Here is an 18,817-nt window from a genome sequence, read left to right as displayed (position 1 = left end):
GGGCATGGGTCCCTGATATCGTCTAAACGCGCGCCGCCGATCGCGGTCGATAAGGCGGAGCGACATCTTTCGACATGACATCCGGCCGCCTTCTGATCTAAAAAGACATATGCGCCGCCTCAAACGGAGGCAACTCCGTTTAAACTAGCCGCTCGCTGAGATCAGTCAAGGCTGGATTTCGAAAACATCCGTTTCAGGATGCCGGAAACCAGGATTACGACCCCAGAGAGCCTAACCACTGGAACAGGATTTCGGGCTTTGGCCACGCCGAAAAATGCACAGACCCCGGCTCCGAAACTTCGCGCGGACGCTCGCCGCAACCGCGACAAGCTGGTCGAGGTGGCAGCGCAGGCATTTGCGGAAAAGGGCGTCGAGACCTCATTGGAAGAGATTGCCCGCCAGGCCGGCGTCGGCATCGGCACGCTCTATCGGCATTTCCCGACCCGCGAACATCTGGTCGAACTCGTCTATCGCCGCGAGCTGACGGCACTGGCGGCAGCAGCGGACGAACTTGCAGCCACCCACCCGGCCGACAAGGCACTGGAGCTCTGGATGCTGCGCTTCGTGGGCTATATGGCGACCAAGCGCGGCATGGCCAACAGCCTGAAAATCATCGCCAGTTCCAACACGACACTGTTTGCGGAGGGGTTCGGGACCATACGGCAGGCGCTCGACCGGCTTCTCGTAAACGGCCGCGAGGCAAATCTCATCCGCAGCGATATAGGCCAGGCGGATCTGATGCACGCCATGTCGAGCATCTATTCCATTCCGGATTCGCCCGAATGGCGCGCCAGCGGCAATCGGCTGATTATGCTTTTGATGGACGGTCTTCGGGTGCGCAACTGACGGCGTGAAGCGCGCGCAAAACAACTGTTGACGCGATGAACAGTTGTTTATAAACCGTGATCCTTCACGGGAAGCCACGATGGACGATCTGACCAGCCAGGAAGCCGCCGTTCTCGGCATTATCAGGGACAATCCTTTTGCGGGACAGCAGGAGATTGCCGAGATGCTGGGGCTCGCCCGCTCCACGGTGGCAGCGCATATCGTGCAGCTGATGCAGAAGGGGCATGTCCTCGGCCGCGGCTATGTCATGCCGCAGCCGTCGCGCGCGATCTGTCTCGGCGGCGCCGTTCTCGACCGGAAATATCACGCGAAGCAGGAGATCGTGCCGGGTACGTCGAACCCGGTCGACAGCACCCGCTCGATGGGTGGCGTCGCCCGCAACGTCGCCGAAAACCTCGCCCGTCTCGGCACGCAAACCGGTTTCATCTCGATCGTCGGCGACGACGAGGGCGGCCGCACGCTGATGACCTATATGCGCGAGCGCGGCATCGACGTCAGCCAGATGATCATCAGCACCGAGCGACCGACCGCCGAATATGCGGCCATCCTCGATCCGCGCGGCGATCTTTCGCTCGGTATCGCTGACATGGGCATATTCGATCTGCTGCGACCCGAACATCTCGACCGCGTCTGGCCGCATCTGGCGTCGGCAAGCTTCGTGTTCTCCGACTGTAACCCGCCCGCCGAGACGCTGGCAGCGCTGATCACGCGGCGACGCGACGCGCGGTTCCGGCTGGCGATCGATGCGGTCTCGACCGTCAAGGCCATGCGCCTGCCGAAGGACCTTGCCGGTATCGACCTTCTGTTCATGAATATCGACGAGGCCAACGCCATTCTCGGCCTGTCGGCCCGCGAGACGATCGACGACGCGCTGAAGGCGGCACGCGGCCTGCAGGCGGCCGGTGCCCGCGAGGCGGTGGTGACGATGGGGGCGGCCGGCATTGCGGTCGCCGGCATCGACGCTTCAGCCAGTTTCGAAGCAGTCGAAGCCAAGGCGATCGACATGACCGGCGCTGGCGACGCGATGATTGCCGGCACCCTGCACCGCGTGATTGCCGGCGACGACATTCACACCGCTGCCCGCATCGGCGCACTGGTTGCGACGCTCACGACCGAAAGCGCGGCAAGCGTCCACCCCGAACTCTCCGAGGCCTTTTTGCAGGCCCACATGCACCGTTTGTCCTGAAGCACGTGAGTGCTTCCAGTGTTTAATCCCAACGCAGGTCCAGACGCAAAACCGCTTCACGGCTTTGCCGGAACTGCTTCCAGAAAGGAAATCCCATGTCATTGCTGAAGCCGAAACTCAGCCCGGAAGTTGCAGATGCTCTTGCGAAGGGCGGTGCCATCGTGGCGCTCGAATCGACCATCATCACCCATGGCATGCCCTACCCGGCCAATCTGGAGACGGCGCTTTCGGTCGAGGCAGTGGTGCGTGAAAACGGCGCCGTGCCGGCGACCATCGCCGTCATCGACGGTGAACTCCGCGTCGGCCTGGAACGGGACGAGCTGGAAAAGCTGGCCCAGGCCAAGGGCGTGGTAAAGGCCTCCGGCCGTGATCTCGCCGTTGCCATGGTGCGCGGCCAGACGGCGGGTACGACGGTGTCCGCCACCATGCTTCTGGCAGACCTCGCCGGTATCGAGATCTTCGCGACCGGCGGCGTCGGCGGCGTGCATCGCGGCGCCGAACAGACATTCGACATCTCCGCCGACCTGACCGAGCTTGGCCGCACCAGGACAGCCGTCGTCTGCGCCGGCGTGAAATCGATCCTCGATATCGCAAAGACGCTGGAATACCTGGAAACCCAGCGCGTCCCGGTCATTGCCTACGGCACCGAGGACTTCCCGGCCTTCTTCACCCGCCAGAGCGGCTACAAGGCCGATCACCGGCTGGATACGGCAGAAGAGATTGCCCGCGCCATGTATCTCCACCACCAGCTCGGCACCGGCACCGGCCTCCTGATCGCCAACCCGATCCCGGAAGAAGCCGCCCTGACCCCTGACTTCATCGACGGCACGATTGCCGATGCGGTGCGCGAAGCAGATGAGCGCGGCATCGGCCGCAAGGAACTGACCCCGTTCCTGCTCGCCCGCATCAACGAGCTGTCGAAGGGCGAAAGCCTGAAAGCCAATATCGAGCTGGTCCGAAACAACGCCCGCCTCGCCGCCAAGATGGCCGTGGCCTATGCGGCGCTGAAGAAGGGCTGACATCACGTGCGGCGGGGTGCGACAGCATCCCGCCCTCTAACGCCCCCGTAGCGGAGCTGGCCGCTATCGGCGAACCTGTCCCGGCCCGCAAGCCTCCGCCATCACCAGGCGCCCGAAAGCGCATTCCCCAGCAACGGCACGCTCTTTCCCGGCTCGCTCGCGATGGACAGTGACTTCGGCATCTGCTTAGGCGACTTCCGGAACCAGTTTGCGGCAACCGAGGCGAGATCACCGATCATCGCGTGCTTGTGCCAATCCGCGAAGCGCCTTGCGCTTGCTTGCGGCTCCGACTGATAGAAGAAATCGCCGGATTGCTCGAGATCGTTGATGCTTGAAGCCATGGCCGAAAGAGGCCTCTGGAACATCTTAGAGGGCACCCGAAGCTCGGACGCGCTCTGCGAAAACGCCGGCGCCATGAAATCGATCGCCCAGCCGTCGGCCTCCACCCAGCAATGAAAATTCTCGCCAGCACCCGTGACATACCCGTCTTCGCGCTGGTCTGCGAAGAGGATGCGGGTGCCGCCGAGATTGTAGGCGGCCAGCCCACTCTTCGGCGTCGCAGTGACCCCGTAATGCTGGCGCAGGATGAACGCGCCGAACGTGCTGAAATACATGCCGGCAACGGCGGTGTTGGCGTTCTCGTTGACCAGCAGGCTGTTGATGACCCGGTAAATGCGGTGATAGTCGCTCTGCTTGATCAACATGATCCGTAACCTGCCCAATCCTGATGTGGCACCCTGCCTAGGCGGCCAGCGCGGCAATGTAAACTGCGGCGTTGCAGTGGGGCCGGACAGCCTGAGCTTTGAACCATAATTAGGGTCAATTTTCTGATTGACCCTAATTATGGTAAATTATAGCGCCTCGGCACCCCACTCCACCGTCCCTGCCCTACCATTCACCCCTTCATCTCGCCCAGCTTCGCCAGCAGCGCAGCACCGGTGCGGATGCCGGCGTGGAAGAGGTCGAGCTTGAGGTTTTCGTTGGGGGCGTGGTTTGCCTGGTCGGCATTGGCATAGGGCACGACGAAAGCGGGCTTGCCGAGGATTTTGGTGAAGACGTAGTCCGGGAGGCTGCCGCCGAGGCTTGGGTAGAGTAGTGGCTCGACGCCGCGGGCAGCGACGATCGCTTCGCGGATCACGGATGCGAACGGGCTGTCCATCGGGGTTTTCGACGGCAGCATGGAGTTTTGCGGCACGAACTCCACGTCAGGCGCGTATCTTTCCACATGCGCCCGGACCTTTTCGAACACGTAGTCCGGCGTCAGGCTCTCGACGAGGCGAATATCGCATTTGGCATAGGCTTCGCTCGGAAGAACCGTCTTTTGCCCCGGCCCGCCATAGCCGCCATGCAGCCCGTTGATGGTGAGCGTCGGCTGGAACATCAGCCGCTCGTAATAGGGACGATCCAGCGGCTCTTCGATCGCCGTCATGCCAAGCTCGGCCTTGATCTTCTCGACATCGAGCGGCAAAGCCGCCATCGCCTGCAGTTCCAGATCGGTCGGCGGCACGACGGGATCGTAAATGCCGTCTATGGTAATCTCGCCGCGGTCGTTCTTCATGGTTGCGAGCAGATGCACGAGCTTCCAGATCGCATTCGGCATGACGCCTCCGAAATTGCCGGAATGGGCATCGCGAATGGCAGTCTTTGCGCGCAGCTCGAACGAAGCGACTCCGCGCACGCCGAACGTGACGACGGGGCGGCCGCTGTCATGCAGCGAGCCATCCGAGGTGACGACGAGATCGGCATTGAGCTTGTCGGCATGCTCCGCGACGAATTCCGCCATATGGGGACTGCCGATCTCCTCCTCGCCTTCGAGCAGGAAGATCACATTGCAAGGCAGTTCGCCAACCACCTTGAGATAGGATTCAATCGCCAGCAACTGGGCGAAATGCTGGCCCTTGTTGTCGCCGATGCCGCGCGCGTAGATGCGGCCGTCACGGATTTCGGGCTTGAAGGGCGGGCTCTTCCAGAGATCCAGCGGCTCGGGCGGCTGCACGTCGTAATGGCCGTAGAGCAGCACGGTCGGCTTGCCGGGCTGGTTCTCCATCCGTCCGATCACCATCGGGTGGTTGCGGGTGGTGATCGTCTGGGCCTGCATGCCGAGGCCATTGAGGATGCCGACGAGGATATCGGCGGCTTCCGTGATCCCCTCGTTGGAGGCGCTGATCGACTTGTGCTTCACATACTCCATCACCCGTTCGACAAAACTGTCGCTGTTGGCATCGATATGGGCGAGAACGCGGGCGAGATCGGTGTTTTCAGGTGTCATTCTCAAAAACTCATGCCGGTTCGAACAGGGTCTGGATCTGCATTTCCGGCACCAGCACGAGGCCCTTGTCGGTAATGCGGATATCCGGAATGACCGACAGCGGAATGAGGTTGAAGCCCATATAGGCGATCGTGCATTCGGCCTTTTCCCATTCGAGCTTCAACGCCTTCACCTCGTCGGCGACCTCGTGGACGCGCTTGTCGGACAAGAGCCCCGCGATCGGCAGCGGCACCATGGCGGTCACCTTGCCATCCATCACCACGCAGACGCCGCCCTGGACCGCCTCGATGGCATCGAGCGCCACCTGCATGTCGCGTTCATTGGTGCCGGCAACGATGATATTGTGGCTGTCATGCCCGACCGAGGAGGCGACGGCCCCCTTCTTCAGGCCGAAGCCGTTGAGCAGACCGTGCGCGACATTGCCCGGCGATTTGCCGTGACGTTCCACGACCGTGACAAAGCAAAGCCCGTGGCGATCGAACTGGGTCTGCCAGTCGTTGGCGGGCTCGAGCGTGACGGTGACGTGGCCGAGCGTGATGCCGGGCAGCTCCGTCTTGATCGTGTGGGCAATGACGGTCTCGGTCGGCAGGTCAGGCGTCAGCTTGAGGTTCTTCGGCAGCTTGACCGTATGATAGGCGGCTTCCGGATAGCGATAGGGTTTGGACAAAGCCTCATCGAGAACCGGCGTGATCTTCTTCTGGTCCACGACCAGTTCGCCGCCATACCAGGTGCTGACCGGCTCCAGCTTATCGGACAGGAGCACCAGATCGGCACGCCGTCCGCCGCCGAGACCGCCGATCTCGTTTTCCATGCCGAAGCGGGTCGCGCCATGCAGCGAGCCCATCGCCCAGGCCTGTTCCGGCGTCATGCCGTATTTGACCGCCTCGCGGGTGACCCAGTCCATGCCGAATGCGAGCAGATCCTCGGCGTCGCGGTCGTCGGTGCAGACAGCGACGCGCTTGTGCGAGGCGCCAAGCTCGGTGATGGTCTTGATCGCCTGTGGCAGCGAATGCCAGGGCGTGGTCGGCGGGCCGCCGCGCAGGAACAGCCAGACGCCCGCTTCCAGCAGATCGTCGGCAATATCGCGGTCGATCGCCTCATGGGTGTCGGTGACGCCGGAGGCCGCATAGGCCGCGACGAATTCGCGGCCATAGACATGGCCCGATACGGGACGGCCGCGCGACAGTGCGGCAGCGAGGATCGCATGGCTGCGTTCGTCGCCCATCGCGACGGGAACGAAATCCATCTTTTCGCCGAGCGCTACCGCTTCCGGCCATTTGTCGAACAGCGCCGCGATCTTGTCCGGCGTCAGGTCGCCACCGGCGGTTTCCAGTTCCGGCGAGGTGGCGGGAACGGTGCTCGGCACCGTCAGGAAGATCGACAGCGGCGCCATGCGCGCGTCTTCCAGCATCGCCTCAACACCGGCGACATCCATGACATTGCCGATCTCGTGGCTGTCGCAGAAGATCGTGGTGGTGCCGTTGAGAAGGGCGGCCTCCGCATAGGCGCAGGCCGTCACCATCGAGGATTCGATATGGATATGCGGATCGACAAGGCCGGGGGCGAGAATGCCGCCCTTTGCGTCGTAAATCTTGGCCGATGTTCCCTTGTAGGAACCGGTGGGCTTTACCGCGGCGATACGGCCGCCGGAGAGCCAGATTTCCCGCCCGGGCAGGATACGTTCCGAATAGGTGGAGAGCATCCGTGCATCCCGGATGACCAGATCCGGCTCGCGCCGTGCCGACGCGACGTCGGCGAGCAGCCGCGTCATGGATGCCAGCGGTTGAACGGAGAAACGGTTGAGAGTGCTCATGAAATCGGCCTCGCTGATCATCGGTATCTGGGCATGGTAAGGAATTCTGTTCCCGCACGGAAGCGCGGATCGGTGCAAATCTGGAAAATGGACAGGTCAAACCATTGAAACGCAAAGGCCGCCGGTTCCTCAGGGAGCGGCGGCCTTCGATCAGTCTTTCGGAACGTGTCGCGACTTAGCGCGGCACGCCGGGAATGGCATCCTTGTAATAGGACGAGTAGCTCGAATGCAGGCGCTCAGGCGCGCCCGGATCGGCATATTTGCGCAGTTCGCCCATCTCGGTCTTGTTGAGAATGACGCCGATCGTCTTTGCGGCGATCTGCGGTTCCGACTGAAGCACGCTCTGCACGGCCTTGACCGGCGTGACACCCCATTCGGTGACGAAGATGAAGCCGTCGACATAGGGCTCGAAGGCCTTCGCATCGATAACAGGGATCAGCGGTGCCAGGTCGACGATGATGACGTCAAACGTGTCCTTGATGCTTTCGAGGAACTGGCTCATGCCGGTCGAGGCGAGAAGCTCCGATGTATGGGCAAGCTGGCGGCTGCGGGTGGTCATCGGCAGGATCGTCAGGCGCGAGCGGCGGTCGACGCGGGCGGCCGCCGTCCACGGAACCTTCTGCAGCACGACGTCGATCAGGCCGACATCCGGTTCGCTCGCCAGCATCTTGGACAGACCCGGATTGCGCAGATCGCCATCGATGACCAGCGTGCGAACGCCGTTGGACGAGATCAGGCCGGCAAGGTTTGCCGCAACCATCGACTTGCCTTCGCCGGGAAGGCAGGAGACGACGCCGATGACAGAGCATTTGCGACCCTGCAGCACGATATCGGCGGCAAGCTTGGCATTGCGCAGCGTCTCGGCAAACTGCGAGCGCGGCGCTTCGACGGCAACCCGCATCTTGCGGCGAAGCGCGATCGGATCGCCCTCCGGCAGGATCTGGCCGTCGATCGCATCGGCCGGCTTGTCGGAGCCGTTGTCGTCGGTCTGGGCGCTGCCAATCTTCGGGAGGTAACCGAGGAAGCGGACGCCGAGCTTGTCCTGCACGTCGGCGCCGGTGCGGAAGAAGCGCTCGCGAAATTCCAGAAGCGCTGCAAGTGCGCCGCCGAGCAGCAGTCCAAGCACGACGGACAGAGCCATGGTGAGCGTCTTGCGCGGGCTGGATGGCGAGATCGGCACGCCGGCTTCCGAGATGATGCGGGCCTTGGCAATCGGCAGCGACTGCAGCTGCGAAGCCTGTTCGAACCGCTGCAGATAGGACTGGTAGAGCGTCTTCAGCGCATCGGCACGCTGCTGCAGCTCCTGCAACTGCACCATGGAGACATTGGCATCCTGGTTGCGGCCGGCGACGCTTTCGATGCTGGCGCGCAACGACTGCTCGCGCGAGCTTGCGACATCCAGCTCGTTGCGGAACGAACCGGTCAGCTGCTGCAACTCGCGCAGGATCTGTTGTGCCAGGTCCTGCTTTTCGGAGCGAAGTGCGACTGCCTGCGGATGATCGGCGCCGAACTGCTCGACCACGCCCTTTTCACGATCGTTGACCGTCGTGTAGCGCTGGCGAAGGTTCTGCAGCACCGTGTTGTCGGTATCGCGGTTGGCGACGACAGCATTTGCGACGGCTGCTTCCGAGCCCTTGTCGATGATCACCTTGTACTGGTTGTAGCGGGCCTGGGCGCTGGCGACTTCGGCCTGCGCCGAGATCAGCTGGGTATTGAGATCGGACAGCTGCTGGGCCGACATCAGCTCGCCGCGCGGCGATACGAGGCCGTTGTCGCGCTTGTACTGCTCGACGGTCAGCGATGCCTGCTGTGCCCGGATATTGAGGTCGTTCAAACGTTCCTGGAGCCACACGGAAGCGCGCTCGGTCGCGTCGAAATTGGCGTTAAGCTCTTCCGTGAGGAAGGAACTGGCATAGGTCTTGGCAAGCTGGGCGGAAAGAACCGGGTCTGGCGAGCGGACGGAAAGCGAGATGACCGAGCTGCGTCCGACGCGCTCGACGGTGATCGACTGCTGAAGGATGGCGGCAGCCTTTTCACGGCGTCCGGCGCGCACCTGGTCTTCGCTCGGCAACGGGCCGCCTGATGACACCAGCGAGACAACGCTTTTCACCATGTCCTTGGCAAGATCGACCGGCGATTTGGGCGGATCGACGATCAGATCGTTTTCCGCAAACTTGCCCTTGTCGACGACGCTCAGCGCCAGCGCCTTGGATTTCAGGATCTCGACCGAACTGGACATGCGGTTGTCGATCTGCTGCGCGGTCTGGCCTTCGGTTTCCTCTTCCGCATAGCGGGACAGGTTGTCGTCCACCAATATCTGCGTCGCGGCCGTGTATTTCGGCTGCGCCGTAAACAGATAGGCTGCCGCAAGCGCGACCATGGCGACCACGCAGATGATGATCACGCCAAGCCGACGCATGGCTGCCGACCACAACTTGTCGAGGTCGATGAACGTGTCAGTTTCTTTTTGCTCGTTCGGGAAGATGTTCATCGGCCTATAATTAACCTGGTCCATGGCTTTGTCCGCTTTCCGGAATTGTCGAGAGGAACGGCAGAAATGGACTGCCGTTCCTCGGGCTTTGGTCTGACTGCGACGTTGGAGCGGCCCTTAAGCCGCCTTAACCTTCGATTCGTGGTTGGCGAGAAGCTCCTTGACGGAGTGATAGATCTCCTCGCCCATATCGCTCCGCAACATCGCGAAGGCCACATTGGCTTCGATGAAACCGCGCTTGGAACCGCAGTCGAAGGTCCGTCCGGTGTAGGGCTGTGCGTGGAACGGCTGCTTCTGCAGCAGTTTCTGCATGCTGTCGGTCAGCTGGATCTCGTTGCCGGCTCCGCGTTCCTGGCTTTCCAGCAGTTCGAAGATCTGCGGCTGCAGGATATAGCGACCATTAAGGTAATAGTTCGACGGTGCATCGGCAGGTGCCGGCTTTTCGACCATGCCGGTCACTTCGAAGCCGTGCTGCTTGCTTTCGCCGATCGCGACGACGCCGTAGCTGGACGTCTCCTCGGGCGCACACTGCTCGACGCCGAAGACGTTGCCGCCGACTTCTTCATAGAGATCGACGAGGCCGGCCATGCAGCCGCGGGCGCCATAGGACACCATATCCGGCAGCAGCAGCGCGAAGGGCTCGTTGCCCACCAGCTCGCGGGCGCACCAGACGGCGTGGCCGAGACCGAGCGGAACCTGCTGGCGGGTGTAGCTGACAGTGCCGGCGAGCGGCAGCATCTTTTCGAGCTGGGTCACCTGAACCGTCTTGCCGGCGCGGGTGAGGCTGGCGATCAGCTCGGGATTGCTGTCGAAATAGTCTTCGATGGCCGTCTTGTTGCGGCTGGTCACGAAGATGATGTGCTCGATGCCGGCCTGCATGGCCTCATCCACCGCATATTGCACGACGGGCCTGTCGACGATCGTCAGCATTTCCTTTGGCATTGCCTTGGTGGCCGGCAGGAACCGCGTTCCATTGCCTGCAACCGGAATGACCGCCTTGCGAACGGGTCTCATGTCCATAGTGTCGTTGTCCTTTCCGGGGCGCCCCCGCCCCGTCGATCGGATTGTCAAGAAACGCCGGAAGCTCTTGCGAACCGGCGCATACGGACGGCAATCGGCATGCGCAGGTGCTTGAGCGCCCGCGGATTGTCGATTGCCGTTTTCAGAATCCCGCCGAATGATCGTTTCTTGATCTGGTCGACGAGTGTGAGGAAGGATGCCGCCTCGCGAATGCTCTGCGTGCGGCGCAGCTGTGCTGCCATTGCCTGCCGTTCGAGAGAGAAGCGTCCGAGGAACTTCTCGTCGCCGGCAAGCATCGCCGTGAGGTGTTCGGGTTTGAGGACCCGCGAGATCGAACCGTGGCGCAGGTGGTAGACGTAACCGGCCTCGGGCTCGATGGCGCAGATGCCGCCGCTCGCAATCGCAGATGCAAGCAGGATGTAATCCTCGCCGATCCGCAGGTTCTCATCAAAGCGCAAGCCGTGCTGATTGAGGAAATCGCGGCGGAAAATCGGCTTCATGTAACCGAAATTGAACGTGCTTTCGAAGATGATGTTGGATTCGATGAAATCGGCGAGCTCAAGCGTGTTCCGCGCTTCCAGATCGGAGCGCGAAAACATCGCTGTCGGCTCGCCGCCTTCGAGCGGGACGACGTCGATATTGTCGACCACGATCCGTGCATCCATCGCCTCGGCGCGTGCGATCATCCGCTTCAGGCGCTGAGGATGAATCGTGTCGTCGGCATCGAGCACGGCGATCCAGCGGCCGGTTGCGGCGTCGAACCCGGCATTGCGCGCGGCCGCAGGCCCACCATTGGCGGGCTGAACGATGAGCTTGACGCGATCGTCGCGATCGCGGCAGCGAAGCGCAAGCTCGCGGGTGCCGTCGCAGGAGCAGTCGTCGACGACGATCACTTCCAGGGACACTTCGACCTGGGCAAGCGCGCTATCGATCGCGCTTTCCAGCGTCTCCTCAGCATTGTAGGCGGCGATCACGAAGCTGACATCGGGTGCGGTGACAACGGAAGTCATGTGGCCTCCACCATGCCGTACTGGCGGATCTCGCGCATGCCGAGCGTCCCCATGACCGAACCGGCGTGCAGTGCTGCGCGCAGGGCATAGCGTGTGCGGGTGACGGGAACGGCGACCGCTCCCACTGTCACCACGGCGCAATAGCCAAATTTCACCGCAGCGATTGCGGCCTTCTTGATCCGCGACAGACCGGCACTCTTTGCCGCAACGATGCGGCCATGGGTCTGGCCGGAGCGGAAGCGGCGCTTGGCAAGCCACGAGAAGCTGGCGCGCTTCTGCGGCACCGGCTCTTCGAGCAGGGCCTCGCGGGCAAACTCGATTTGTCCGCCGGCATCTGTCAGCTGGGTGAAATAGTGCGTATCCTCGCCACCGCTCTGGCCGAGCGACAGTGCGAACTTGCGGGCCGCAAGCTTCGGCGAGCGCATGTCGAGAAGCACGTTGCAGGTATAGCCGGTGACGATACGGCCATTGACCCAGACGGGATTGGTCGAGTGAAAATCACCGCTGCGCATCCAGGCCGGAACATCGTCCGGATAGACGGCGCGCACGGGTCCTAGAACCGCATCGGCGGACGTCGCTTCGGCGCGATCGACAAGCGCTGCGAGCCAACCGGGACCGGCCGTCTCGTCGTCGTCGATAAAGGCCAGATAATCGGCCTGGCAGGCGGCAAGGCAGGCATTGCGGGCAATCGAGATGTTCGATTTCGGGCAATGGACATACTCGATCTCGAAGGGCGAGACGGCTTTCAGCCGCTCGACCAAGGCTTGCGCGCTTGGCTCCGCGTCATTGTCGGCGACGATCAGCCGGACCTGCGTGTGTTCGGGCACGTCGAGCGCGAACAGCGACCGCAACGTGACCTCCAGTTCCGGGCGCCGATAGGTGCAGATGCCGATATCGATGCGGAGCTTGCCGCTGCCAGCCACGATCATGCACGCCTCCTCGATTTGATGCCGATCAGTTCCATCCAGAAGCCTGCCGACCAGGCGAAGTGCATGATCATCGCGGACACCGCAGCAAGCGGGCCGAGCGGGTTATTTTGGCCCACAGCCATCCAGACGCCGTAGCCGAGGCAGGCGACCGCCCAGACAACCAGCGGAATTGCCGCCCACCAGTAGAGGACGGCAAGCACGGCGCCGATCACGACCGGTGCGACCGCCAGCGGAATGGCCTGGCGGATCTTGGGGATCGACCGATGCTTCAGAAGGTTCTTTGCCCGGCCCCGGCCATAGCCGAGATACTGCCGGAACAGCGCCGAGGCGGTGGAGCGCGGATAATAGGTCATGTAAGTCTTGCCGGTCATCCAGATGCGGAAACCGGATTGGCGAAGGCGGAAATCCAGTTCCGCATCCTCGTTATGGCTGAAGCTCTCGTCGTAGCCGCCGACAGCCTGAAACGCGAAGATGCGCATCAGCGCATGGTGACCGTGATCAACCCACTCGCCGCCGCCGCCGGCCCGGTGCTTGGAGCCGCCATTGCCGAGCTTGGAATTCTGCGCCGCAGCCGTTGCCCGCTGGAACAGGCCAAAGCCGACCGTTTCCATGCCGACCACGATGGAATCCGCCTCCAGCGATACCGCCTCCTGCAGAAGCGTCCGGCAGTAATCGTCGGGATAATCGCCATGGGCGTCGATGCGGATGAGATATTCGAACTCCGCGCCGAACCGCTGGACGGCTAGATTGATCGCCGCACTCTGGATGCGCTTGGCATTGTGCATCAGCGCCACGTTCGGCAGTTCCTGAGCGACGCGAAGGACGATCTCCTGCGTGCCGTCCTTGCTGCCGCCATCGGCAACGACGATCATGTCGCTGGCCGAGCTACGCTGCTGGTCGAGCTTGCGCAAAAGCGGCTCGATGGTCTTTGCCTCATCAAGGCACGGAACGACGATCAGTGTCCGGATCAAGGACAGGTCGCCATGGGAAACATCGGCATTCGAAGGCACACGCATGACCTATCTCACCTCACGACTGCACGGTTGAAACGGCCGGTACCGACGGTACGGCCAGCGAAATATTGCGATTGAGGCCCGCAAGCCTGTCGACCAGGGCGCGGCAATCGTCTGCATCAGTAACCCACTGGCTGCGATCGACGGCCGCAAGCCGGGCGAACCGATCGAGGTAGAGTGCGTCGGTCATGCCCGAGAACAGGGTTTCCAGATCGGTAGGCGTCGCGTTGTCGAGAAGGATGCCGATATCGCGCTTAGCCACAAAGCGGCCGGTCTCGGTGCGCGCAAGCGCGATCGGAACCGCGCCATGCAGCCCGCCTTCATAGAGACGGTTCGGCAAAAGCCACTCGGAGTTCAGCCCTTCCTCGAAGAAATCGATCGCCCAGGTGAACTGCACCTCGTTGTAGATCTCCGCCAGATCCTCCGGATTGCGGTAGGGACCCTCGAAACGCACGAACGGCGCGTTCTTCACCTGCGCGTCGAAATCGGCAAACTCGCTATAGGCCGGCCGTCCGCGGATGATGACCTCGACCCCGCCGTTCATCTTTTCGGCGAAGGCCGTCAGGATATCGAGCGACTTGCGGCAGCGGATCGCACCGAACCAGCCGATCTTCCAGGGCTCACCCTGCTTGGGCAGACGCGGTTGCGGCTTTGCGACGGACGCTTCGCCCAGCTGCAGAACCTTGTTCTCGAGCAGAAGGACCGGAAGATCGAGCCCGGATTTCGGCTTGAAGAAGTTTTCGACAAAGGCCGGCGAGCTGGTGATCAGCAGCCGGGCCGACTTTGCGAAATGCCGCTGCACGGCACGCAGCACCCGCCCCTTCACACCCTCGTCAAGCAGCAGGCGGTGGATATCGAGACATTCGTAGACGACAGGAACGTCGCCGCCGAACAGCGACGCTGCCCCCTCGGCGAGAACCAGCATTTCCAGATTGCGGGCGATGATGACATCCGGCATCGGAACGCCGACAAGCCTCTTTTGCAACTGCATCCGGGCAGCAATCACGGCCTTGATGCGCTGGCTGAACTGTCCGTCCTGCGTTGAACCGAGATCGATGGAGCGCACGCCTTCCTCCTGACCCAGCAGGTTTCCCGCGCGCCTGAAGCCTGCGACCGTGACGCTGGCGCCGCCGGTCTTCAACGTCAGCACCCGCCGGCGAATAGCCGGGTCGGCAAGATCATGGGCCAGATAGAGGACCTGCAGTGTCACGTCGTTCAACTCCCTGTCGAGATCAGTCGAGCGTGCAGAGCACGGATTGCGGGAAAGCACAGTCTTCGCCGAGCGACGTATAGGCGATGCGATCGACTTCCATCGTGGTGGGACCGGAATAGGCGAACGGGCCCATCCAGGATTTCAGCGTATCGCTGCCCCACAGGCTCAGAAAGATCTTCTGGGCGTTCTGCGGGATCTTCGACGGGTCGGTGACTTCCTGCACCAGCTTGCCGTTGAGGAAGTAGCGCAACCGCTCCGGCTCCCAGATGAAGGCGTAGTCATTGAAGCCCTTGTCGGCGCCACCGGCGACGGGAACGATCTTCTCGTTCTTGCCCTTGCCGTTGATATACTGGTTGAGCTGAACCTGATCGACGTTCTTGCCGAGCACCTCGAAGTCGATCTCGTCCCACGGCTTTTTGTCGGTCGGGCCGATATAGGTGAAGAAGGCTGAGTTGAGGCCAGGACCGGTCGCCGACTTGTAGCGCGCCTCATAGGTACCGTAACCGAAGCGGGCGCGGGTCTGGATCTCGCCGCAGACGTTTTTGCGGTCCTTGTTCTGGCGCTCCTCGAAGGTGAGCTTCAGATTGCCGCCATCCGTCGTCACCTGGCGCTGCGACCAGGTGCAGTTCTGATGGGCGCCGTTGTTCCAGCCGTTCGAAACGAACCAGAACGACCGGTCGAGCCGATCAAAATTCTCGACGAAGGACGTGCCCTTGGCATCCGGCTGCGGCTTGCCGCCCGGATGGGGTTTGGTATCAGGACGGTGCTTTGCGGCCGGATCCTGCGCTTGGGTCGCCGGAGCTTCGGGGGCTGGCGGTGCCTGGGCATAAGCTGGAGCGCAGGCGAGCACTGCCAGCGCGGCGAATGCCGTTGCAGCGGCCCGGAAAGCGGGTCGAATCTGTCTGGCGGATGCCGTCATGTTTCACCTCTTCTGTGGGTCAGGGCGGGCTCGCGGCCATGCGCGGATTGCCCGGACGAAATGGAGTTTTGTGTCTGCGCAAGCTTTGCCTTGCGGCCGCGACTGCCCGTCAGCGTCTGGTAAAGGCCGGGCATAAGGCGCGACACCAGCGCATTCGAAATCACCAGGATCACGAGGGCCGAGGAAATCGCGCCGACATAGAACAGCGGGTAAAGCTGATCGCCCGCAATGCGGTTCCAGACCATCCACATCACCACGAGCAGCGGGTAATGGGCGCAGAAGATCCAGAAGCTGAGGCTACCGGTGGCGGCCAGCCGTTTGCCGAGCGTCGAGCGGATAGCAAGTGCCGACATCAGCCAGAATCCACCGGCACCGATAATCGACAGTGCGTTGCGCAGAAGCTCAAGCGACCAGGAATAGTCCGGTCCCGTCTGATAAAGCGCGATCGACAACAGGACGGCGGCGGCCACAACCAGCGCAGTGCCGGGAACGGCAAAACGGTCGAGCGCCGAGAGATCGATCCGGTTCAAAGCGAGGAAGATGCCGAAGGTAAAAGAGAACAGGATCGACTTCTTCAAAACGATGAAGAGCGTGAGATCCGGCAAGATCGCCACCACGAACAGGATGACCAGCGTCGGCACCGCAGCCTTGCGCACGAAGAAGGCAAGGATTGGCGACAGGGCGATGCAGACGACAAGGTCACGCAGGAAATAGAGCGGGATGTCGACGGGAAAATTCTCGCTCGCAAACGCATAGTTCGCCAGTTCACGGGAGGATGCATTCCACAGGTCCGGGAAATACCCGATGCCCATGCCGGCGCGCTGCACCAGAAGGACGACGGCGAACAGGCCGAGGTTCCACAACAGGAACGGCACAAGCACGGTTCGCGCCTTGGATTGCATCACCTTGCCGTAGTCGAAAGCATCCCAGCCACGGCGAAACAGCAGATAGCCGGAAATCGCGCTGAGGCACGGTACGCCGATACGAAACAGGCTGTCGCCGAAAAACACGCGGAGCCAATCGAAGAAACCGTTCTGGCCGAGGAACGGGCTGGTCTGCGGATCGAACGGGACGTGGACGAACACGATGCCCGAGATCAGAAGGATGCGCATCAAATTGATACGGGAGGAAATGGTTTGATCAACAGTCAAACGAACTACCCTTTTTGGGCGGCGCCTCCCGTCACCACCGTTTCAATCAGAGCAGACTTTGAGCCCGCATTTTCGAGTGCCAAGGATCAGGTGCAGTTTGGCACAAAATGTGGCGGCGCAGCGAAAAGCCGGGATCCGCCCGGCCCGCAGCGGCATCCCCTTACCCGTTCCATTCGCGAGTTCTACTTTCGCGAGTGCTGAAACGCTATGGATTCCGGGGGGATCACTGATTTCTTATGCTGCACTGCACAACAGAGAAAAAAATCAATTCGTCGTGAAAATAACTTCGACCTCAGACGACACTCAATCAAATCGGTTCGCATCCTCGCCCGAATGCGGCGCGATTAAGGCAAAAATACGTCTCAACGATGAGGCAAGGGCATCCTTCGTTATGCAGGAGGTGCGCCCGCAACCGCCCCACCACGACGCCGCTTGACCATGCCGATTGTTTTTTTGACCAGCGCCCTTTCCGTCACGAGGAACATGGCGCCGTAGAGCACGCCGCCCACGACAGCGCCAACGAGGAGCTGGAGATAGGGACTGGTGAGCTGTGCTTCGAAGGTGGAAAGGGTCAACCGGACCCCGACGCCCATGACGAGCGAGGTGAGCATCGACCGGCTGCTGGTCATCAGACCCCAAAAGAACGGAATGCCGTCGACCCGGAACACGGCCCAGGAATAACCGACCAGCGTGATGGCGTTGACGACGCAAAGCGCCACCATGGCATCGACAAGGCTGCCATAGGTGGCGCCGAGCATGATGGCGAGTGTCGTTGCAATGGCGCGCAGCACCGCCGACCAGAACAGCACACGGCTTTGGCCGGTGCCCTTGAGGTAGGGGATGAACGTGCTGCAGGGCGTCACGATCGCCTTCGACAGCGCGAGCAGGCCAAGCACCGGCCAGGCATAGGCCCATTGCGGCCCGAACAGCACCAGCATCGCCGGTTCCGCCACCGCCCACAGCCCGAACATGGCCGGCGCCAGCACGACCGTCATCACCTGGGTGGACAGCATCAGGGCGTCGGTGCGGCGTTTGCGGTCGTCGCCCATCAGGCTGAAGGCGGGGAACAGCACGCCCATTACCGCCGACAGCACGACCTGGTTCGGAATGCTGGCAAACCGGTTGGCGGCCGAATAGGCACCCGCATCGGCAAGCGTCAACATACGCGCGATCACCACCATCGGCGCCTGAAAGGTCACGAAATTGGCGATCTCGGACCCCATCAGCCCTGAAGAATAGCGCACCAGCGGCCCCATGCGATCGGGCTTGATGACGAAACGCGGCACGTAGCGCGTGATCGAGTAGAGGCCGACAAGCCGGATCACCGCCGAGGAAAACAGCTGCACGACCAGCGCCCAGATGCCGAACCCCATGAAGGCAAGCGCCAGGGCGACCAGCGCCGCCGTGGTTTCCGATACGGTGCTGAGGATCGCGTCCTTGCTGAAATTCATCTCGCGGGCGAGCAGCGAATAGGCGACATCGGCCGTCAATTGCAGCGGAATGAGAAAGGCCATGATACGCAGGAGATCGGCGCTCTGGGCCGCACCCATCCAGCTGCCGATGCCGTTTGCGCCGAGGAAAAGGATCACCGACATGATCAGAGACATCGCGAGATTGGCCCAGAAAACGGTGTGCACCGTATCCATGCCGCTGTCCCGATCGACGATCAGCGCCGACGTCAAACCGGCACCACCGATCATCGCCAAAAACTGTACAACGGTGAGTGCGACAGCCACCGTTCCGAAATCTTCCGGGGTCAACAGTCTTGCCAATATCGGTACAGTGACAAATTTCAGCCCGAATGTGGCGGTCTTTGACAGCACACTCCAACCGACATTTGTCGTGATCGTCTTCACGCCTTGGGTTGGGGCCATCTTCGAATTCCTATTGTTGGATACTGATTGAGAGCCAGCGTGAAGCCGCAATCCAAGCCGTCCA

The 18,817-nt window shown here is 61.9% G+C and carries 15 protein-coding genes; 3 read left to right on the top strand and 12 right to left on the bottom strand.

Annotation, left to right across the window (positions count from 1 at the left end; genetic code table 11):
- Positions 1–258: 258 nt before the first annotated feature.
- The 3 genes from BLW69_RS01650 (at position 259) to BLW69_RS01640 (ending at position 3,051) form a co-directional block, all read left to right on the top strand.
- Positions 259–846 carry a TetR/AcrR family transcriptional regulator gene (locus tag BLW69_RS01650; RefSeq protein WP_244508720.1) on the top strand — a complete coding sequence of 196 codons (588 nt, stop codon included), beginning with the start codon at positions 259–261 and terminating at the stop codon, positions 844–846.
- A 79-nt stretch (positions 847–925) separates the two neighbouring features.
- On the top strand, positions 926–2,032 hold the full coding sequence (locus BLW69_RS01645) for a carbohydrate kinase (protein WP_092659502.1): 1,107 nt from the start codon (positions 926–928) through the stop codon (positions 2,030–2,032).
- A 95-nt stretch (positions 2,033–2,127) separates the two neighbouring features.
- On the top strand, positions 2,128–3,051 hold the full coding sequence (locus tag BLW69_RS01640; RefSeq protein WP_092659500.1) for a pseudouridine-5'-phosphate glycosidase: 924 nt from the start codon (positions 2,128–2,130) through the stop codon (positions 3,049–3,051).
- A 101-nt stretch (positions 3,052–3,152) separates the two neighbouring features.
- On the opposite strand, the gene BLW69_RS01635 is transcribed toward BLW69_RS01640, so the two are convergent.
- From BLW69_RS01635 to BLW69_RS01580, 12 genes are all read right to left on the bottom strand, one after another.
- A complete protein-coding gene (locus BLW69_RS01635; protein ID WP_092659498.1) occupies positions 3,153–3,755 on the bottom strand; it encodes a DUF2026 family protein in 603 nt (200 codons plus the stop codon).
- A gap of 191 nt (positions 3,756–3,946) precedes the next feature.
- Complete coding sequence (locus BLW69_RS01630) at positions 3,947–5,320, bottom strand: M20/M25/M40 family metallo-hydrolase (RefSeq protein WP_092659496.1); 1,374 nt, start codon at positions 5,318–5,320, stop codon at positions 3,947–3,949.
- A 10-nt stretch (positions 5,321–5,330) separates the two neighbouring features.
- A complete protein-coding gene (locus tag BLW69_RS01625; RefSeq protein WP_092660963.1) occupies positions 5,331–7,133 on the bottom strand; it encodes an adenine deaminase in 1,803 nt (600 codons plus the stop codon).
- 175 nt (positions 7,134–7,308) lie between these two features.
- Positions 7,309–9,648 (bottom strand): Wzz/FepE/Etk N-terminal domain-containing protein, encoded by a 2,340-nt coding sequence (locus BLW69_RS01620; RefSeq protein WP_092659494.1) that lies wholly within the window; start codon positions 9,646–9,648, stop codon positions 7,309–7,311.
- A 93-nt stretch (positions 9,649–9,741) separates the two neighbouring features.
- The gene (locus tag BLW69_RS01615; protein WP_092659492.1) at positions 9,742–10,644 is read right to left on the bottom strand and encodes a UTP--glucose-1-phosphate uridylyltransferase; all 903 of its coding nucleotides are present in this window, start codon (positions 10,642–10,644) and stop codon (positions 9,742–9,744) included.
- A gap of 47 nt (positions 10,645–10,691) precedes the next feature.
- Complete coding sequence (locus BLW69_RS01610; protein ID WP_092659490.1) at positions 10,692–11,654, bottom strand: glycosyltransferase family 2 protein; 963 nt, start codon at positions 11,652–11,654, stop codon at positions 10,692–10,694.
- Positions 11,651–12,583, bottom strand: a complete 933-nt coding sequence (locus BLW69_RS01605; RefSeq protein WP_092659488.1) for a glycosyltransferase family 2 protein — start codon at positions 12,581–12,583, stop codon at positions 11,651–11,653. The genes BLW69_RS01610 and BLW69_RS01605 overlap by 4 nt, the downstream gene beginning before the upstream one ends.
- Positions 12,580–13,599, bottom strand: a complete 1,020-nt coding sequence (locus BLW69_RS01600; RefSeq protein WP_092659486.1) for a glycosyltransferase family 2 protein — start codon at positions 13,597–13,599, stop codon at positions 12,580–12,582. The genes BLW69_RS01605 and BLW69_RS01600 overlap by 4 nt, the downstream gene beginning before the upstream one ends.
- A gap of 13 nt (positions 13,600–13,612) precedes the next feature.
- Complete coding sequence (locus BLW69_RS01595) at positions 13,613–14,806, bottom strand: glycosyltransferase (protein WP_092660961.1); 1,194 nt, start codon at positions 14,804–14,806, stop codon at positions 13,613–13,615.
- A gap of 22 nt (positions 14,807–14,828) precedes the next feature.
- Positions 14,829–15,728 carry an endo-1,3-1,4-beta-glycanase ExoK gene (locus BLW69_RS01590; RefSeq protein ID WP_092659484.1) on the bottom strand — a complete coding sequence of 300 codons (900 nt, stop codon included), beginning with the start codon at positions 15,726–15,728 and terminating at the stop codon, positions 14,829–14,831.
- On the bottom strand, positions 15,725–16,879 hold the full coding sequence (locus BLW69_RS01585) for an acyltransferase family protein (protein ID WP_244508719.1): 1,155 nt from the start codon (positions 16,877–16,879) through the stop codon (positions 15,725–15,727). Before BLW69_RS01585 ends, BLW69_RS01590 begins: the two co-directional genes overlap by 4 nt.
- A 389-nt stretch (positions 16,880–17,268) precedes the next feature.
- Positions 17,269–18,753, bottom strand: coding sequence for a lipopolysaccharide biosynthesis protein (locus BLW69_RS01580; protein WP_092659480.1), 1,485 nt, complete (start codon positions 18,751–18,753; stop codon positions 17,269–17,271).
- Positions 18,754–18,817: the final 64 nt, after the last annotated feature.

Origin of the sequence: Rhizobium sp. NFR12 (assembly GCF_900108545.1) — a bacterium.
GTDB classification, from domain to species: Bacteria; Pseudomonadota; Alphaproteobacteria; order Rhizobiales; family Rhizobiaceae; genus Neorhizobium; species Neorhizobium soli.
Note: the sequence above shows the minus strand (reverse complement) of the source record. Positions and strands in the feature narration are given on the sequence as shown.